Source organism: Streptomyces sp. NPDC060366, assembly GCF_042725135.1.
Classification (GTDB): domain Bacteria; phylum Actinomycetota; class Actinomycetes; order Streptomycetales; family Streptomycetaceae; genus Streptomyces.
Map to the genome: position 1 here is coordinate 1 of NZ_JBHXDC010000048.1, position 5,450 is coordinate 5,450.

At 70.3% G+C, this 5,450-nt stretch carries 1 protein-coding gene; it reads right to left on the bottom strand.

Features of this window, described 5'->3' with window-relative positions:
• On the bottom strand, positions 1-5,450 hold a 5,450-nt coding region (locus ACFWHU_RS38455), incomplete at both ends, for an SDR family NAD(P)-dependent oxidoreductase (RefSeq protein ID WP_387231001.1).

The window sequence follows — 5,450 nt, forward strand, 5'->3', positions numbered from 1 at the left end:
ATGACCGCGACCGACAGACTCTCGAACGTGGCGATCTGCTCGGTGACCTGCTCGTGGGGCAGGGTGACCGATGCCATGGTGCCGCGCCCGGTCAGGGAGGTGAGGGCTTTGCTGCGCAGGGCGACGATCTTCGCCGCGTCCTCCAGGGTGAGTGCGCCGGCGATGTGGGCTGCGGCGATCTCGCCCTGGGAGTGGCCGATGACGGCATCAGCGCTGGTGCCGTGGTGTTCCCAGAGGCGGGCGAGGGAGACCATGACCGCGAACAGCGCCGGCTGGACCACATCCACGCGCTCCAGGAGTTCCCCGGCCGGGTCCGTGAGGACGTCTCGCAGTGACCAGTCGACATACGGCGCCAGCGCCGTCGCGCATGCGTCGATCGACTGGGCGTAGACGGGCTCGGTCGTCAGGAGGTCGGCGGTCATGAGCGGCCATTGGGCCCCCTGGCCGGGGAAGACGAACACTGTCTTCCCGGGCGGACGTGTCACCCCGGTGACCGTGTGCGCGCTGGGAGCACCCTCGCCCAGAGCCGTCAGGCCGTCCATCAGCTCGCCACGGTCCGTCGAGACAACCGCGCCCCGATGGGCCAGGGCCGCGCGGGTCGTGGTCAGGGCGTGCGCGACCTGCTCGGCCGTGAACTCGGGGTGCGCGGTCAGGTGTGCGTGCAAGCGGGAAGCCTGCTCGGCCAGGGCCGGAGCCGTATGACCCGACACCGGCCACACCACCACACCCGACCCAATCTCAGGGCCGGACTCCGCTCCGGGCTCGGTGACTTCAACTTCCGGGGCCTGTTCCAGGATGACGTGCGCGTTCGTACCGCTCATCCCGAACGAGGACACACCGGCCCGCCTCGGCCGGTCCTCCCCGACCGCCCACGGCCTGCTCTCCCTCAGGAGCTCCACCGCCCCCGCCGACCAGTCGACATGCGGCGTCGGCTCGTCCACGTGCAGCGTCGCCGGGAGTACGCCCTCCCGCATCGCCATGACCATCTTGATGACACCGCCGACACCGGCAGCCGCCTGCGTGTGCCCGATGTTCGACTTCAGCGATCCGAGCCACAGAGGCGCGTCCTCCGGGCGGTCCTGACCGTACGTCGCGAGGATGGCTTGGGCCTCGATCGGGTCACCGAGCGTCGTACCCGTGCCGTGCGCCTCCACCGCCTGGACGTCCGCCGCCGTCAGCCCCGCATTTGCCAGTGCCTGAAGGATCACCCGTTCCTGCGAAGGCCCATTGGGAGCGGTGAGCCCGTTCGACGCACCGTCCTGGTTCATGGCCGAACCCTTTACCACCGCGAGGACCTGGTGTCCGTTGCGCTGGGCGTCCGACAGCCGCTCCACCAACAGCAGCCCGACACCTTCCGACCAGCCGGTGCCGTCCGCACCGGCCGCGAACGGCTTGCACCGGCCGTCCGGCGCCAGCCCACGCTGCCGGCTGAAGACGACGAACGCGTTCGGGGTGGACATGATGGTGACGCCACCGGCCAGCGCGAGGTCGCACTCGCCGTTCCGCAGCGACTGGGCGGCCATATGCAGGGCCACCAGCGACGACGAGCACGCCGTGTCCACCGTCACCGCCGGACCCTCAAGGCCCAGCGTGTAGGCGATACGCCCCGACGCGATGCTGGCCAGGCTGCCTGATCCGAGGTAGCCCTCAAGGTCCTCGGGAATGCTGGACAGCCGGGAGAAGTAGTCCTGTGAGGTCAGTCCGGCGAAGACACCGGTCGCGCTTCCCTTGAGGGACGTGGGGTCGATGCCCGCGCTCTCGAACGTCTCCCAGGCCGTCTCCAGGAGCAGTCGCTGCTGCGGGTCGGTCGCCAGGGCCTCGCGCGGACTGATCCGGAAGAGTTCGGCGTCGAACTGGGCCGCGCTGTGCAGGAATCCACCGCGCTGGGTGGTGGAAGTGCCGGCGTGATCGGGGTCCGGGTCCAGCAGCCGTTCGATGTCCCAGCCGCGATCGGTCGGGAACTCGCCGATCCCACTGCCGCCTTCGGCGAGCAGCCGCCACAGATCCTCCGGTGACGAGACATCGCCGGGGAAGCGGCACGCCATGCCGACGATCACGATCGGCTCGTCGTCCTGAGGCGCGCCGTTCGTCGTGGCGGGACGAGCCGTGCCCTTCGACTCGCTGCCCACGAGCTGAGTGAGCAGGTACTGGGTCAGAGCCTTGGGGCTCGGGTGGTCGAAGACCACGGTTGTCGGCAACTGCACGCCGGTGGCGGCGCCCAGCCGGTTGCGGAGCTCAACAGCTGTCAGTGAATCGACGCCCAGCTCCTTGAACGCACGGTCTGCGTCCACACCAGCCGCATGGCCGAGGACGGCCGCCACGTGCTGGGAGACCAGTGCGAGCAGTCGTTCCCGCTGTGCGGTCGGAGAGAGCCCGGCGAGACTGCCCGCGAGGCCCGCGACCGCACCGGCGCCGGTCCCGGCGGCCACACGCCGCGTGGGGCGGCGGACCAGTCCACGCAGGAGCGCCGGGGCGCTCTCCGGGCTGAGCCGCTTGGTGTCCAGGTCGATCGGCAGGAGCGAAGGGGCGCCGCTGGTCAGGGCGGTGGAGAAGAGCCGGAGCGCCGTTTCCGTACGCAGCGGCCTGACTCCGCCCCTCACCAGACGCTCGGTGTCGGCCTCGCTCATGTGGCCCGTCATGCCGCTGGCCTCGGCCCAGTAGCCCCAGCCGAGCGATCCCGCCGGCAGACCCTGGTGTCGTCGGTGGACGGCGAGCGCGTCCAGGAAGGCGTTGGCGGACGCGTAGTTGGCCTGGCCCGGGGCACCCAGCCCGGCGGCGGCCGACGAGAACAGCACGAAGGCGTCCAGGTCGGTCTCCGCCGTCAGCTCGTGCAGATTCCAGGCCGCGTCCACCTTCGGACGCCGGACGAAGGCGAGTTGCTCGGGCGTGAGTCGTTCGACCGTCGCGTCCTCGAGAACGCCGGCGGCGTGTACGACGGCGCTGAGGGGGTGCTCGGCGGGAACGCTGTCCAGCAGCTCGGCGAGCTGATCCCGGTCGGCCGCGTCACAGGACTCGACCCGCACCTCGGCGCCGAGAGCCTCCAGCTCCGCCCGCAGCTCGGTGGCGCCGGCGGCGTCCGCACCGGAGCGGCTGGCGAGCAGGAGGTGCCTGGCTCCGTGCCCGGTGACCAGTTCCCTGGCGATGTGTCCGCCGAGTACGCCGGTGCCGCCGGTGATCAGCACCGTGCCCTCGGGAGAGATCACGCTCGGGAGGGTGAGAACCACCTTTCCGATGTGCCGGGCCTGACTTAGGAACCGGATGGCCTGCTGGGCGTCGTGAATGTCCCAGGCAGTGACGGGCAGCGGCTTGAGCGCCCCGCTCACGAACAGCTCGCGCAGCTCCTGGAGCATCTCCTGGATACGGTCGGGCCCCGCGTCCCCCAGGTCGAACGCCTGGTAGACGACCTCGTGATCGTGTTCCGCCGATACGGTGTCGGCGTCCCGGATGTCGGTCTTGCCGATCTCGATGAAGCGTCCACCGTCACCGAGGAGGCGCAGCGAGGCATCGGTGAAGTCACCGGCCAGGGAGTTGAGGACGATGTCGACACCCGCGGCCCCCGCCGTGGCACGGAAGTGCTGCTCGAAGTCGAGCGTGCGGGAGGAGGCGACGTGGGTGTCGGGGACGCCCCGGTCGCGGAGCACGTGCTGCTTCGCCGGGCTCGCCGTGGTGAACACCTCAAGACCCCAGTGCTCGGCCAGCTCCAGCGTTGCCAGACCGACGCCACCCGTCGCGGCGTGCAGGAGCAGACGCTCACCCCGCCGCGCACCCGCCAGATCGGCGAGTCCGTAGTAGGCGGTGAGATAGACGATGGGGAGGGTGGCCGCCTCGGCGAAGCTCCAGCCGTCCGGCATACGGGTGACCAGCCGGGCGTCGGTCATGGTGACCGGCCCGGTACCGGAGAGAAGCCCCATCACCCGGTCGCCCACCGCGAGGTGCCTGACGTCGGGCGCGACCTCGATCACCACACCGGCGCCTTCTCCACCGAGTGACCGCACGTCCGCCACCATGCCGAGCGCCACGACGACGTCCCGGAAGTTCAGCCCCGCGGCGCGCAGGGCGATCCGGACCTGTCCCGGTGCGAGCGGCGCGACGGCCTCGGGGAAGTCCACCAGGCGTACGTCTTCGACGGTGCCCCCGCCCGTGACACCCAGACGCCAGGCGGGCGCATCCGTGGGAGGCGAGAGTCGCTCGGGTGCGGGGAAGGGGGCGAGGCGGGGGGTGAGTATGTTGCCGTTGCGGAGGGCGAGTTGGGGTTCGTCGGTGGTGGTTGCGGTGTGGATGGCGTGGGTGAGCTGGTTGGTGCTGTCGGGGTGGTTGTCGGTGTCGATGAGGGTGATGCGGTGGGGGTGTTCGCTCTGGGCGCTGCGGATGAGGCCCCAGAGAGGTGCGTGGATGAGGTCGGTGAGGCGTTCCCCGGGTTGGGCGGCGACGGCGTGGCGGGTGACGACGACGAGGTGGGAGTTGGTGCGGGCGTCGTCGGTCAGCCAGTCCTGGAGGAGGGCGAGGGCCTGCTCGCTCGCGGCCTGTACCTGCTCGGGCAGAGGCAGTTCGGCGAAATCGCCTACCCGGGCATGGACCTCCGCCTCCTGCGGGGCCTCATCGATACCGGCCAGCAGAAGTGCGTACGGCTGCGGGTCCGCGTCCTTGGCAACGGCATTGGCAACCGCCTCGGTCCCGGCCTCGGACGGAGCCGCCGGCGACCAGGCGATGGTGAACAGCCGGTTCTCGTCAGCCGGCTTGGTGCTGACGGCGGCGAGCTGCGCCGGGTCTATCGCCCGGAGTGTCAGGGCTTCGACATGTACGACCGGTTGGCCGACCGGGTCGGCGATGCTGAGCGCGACCGTCCGCGCGTCCCCGCGCCCGATGTGGACGCGCAGTGCGGTGGCACCGGTCGCGTGCAGACTGACCCCGGACCAGGAGAAGGGCAGCGCGAGCTCGGCCTCTGTCTGTCCGTCCGTACCGCTGTCCGTACCACTGTCCGCACCGAGGGTGTGGAGGGCGGCGTCGAGGAGTGCGGGGTGGATGCCGTAGCCGGTGACGTCGGTGTCGGGGCCGAGTTCGATCTCGGCGTAGAGGTCGTCGCCGTCGCGCCAGGCGGCGGTGAGGCCTCGGAAGGCGGGACCGTAGCCGTAACCCCGGGCGTCCATCGACTCGTAAAGGGTCTCCACGGACAGAGCCTTCGCACCGGCCGGCGGCCAGGCGGTGAGATCCGTACCTGCGGAATCGGCGGGAACGTCGGAGAGCACACCTATGGCGTGGAGCGTCCACGCTTCGTCGTCGGCTTGGCGGGAGTGGATGGTGATGGGGGTGGTCTGTTGCTGGGTGTCTTCAGGGCCTGCGATTACTTGGAGCTGAATGGTTGCGTGTTCGGGGATGGTGAGTGGGGTTTGGAGGGTGAGTTCGGTGAGGTGGGGGTGGTTGGTGTGGTGTCCGGTGTGGAGTGCGAGGTC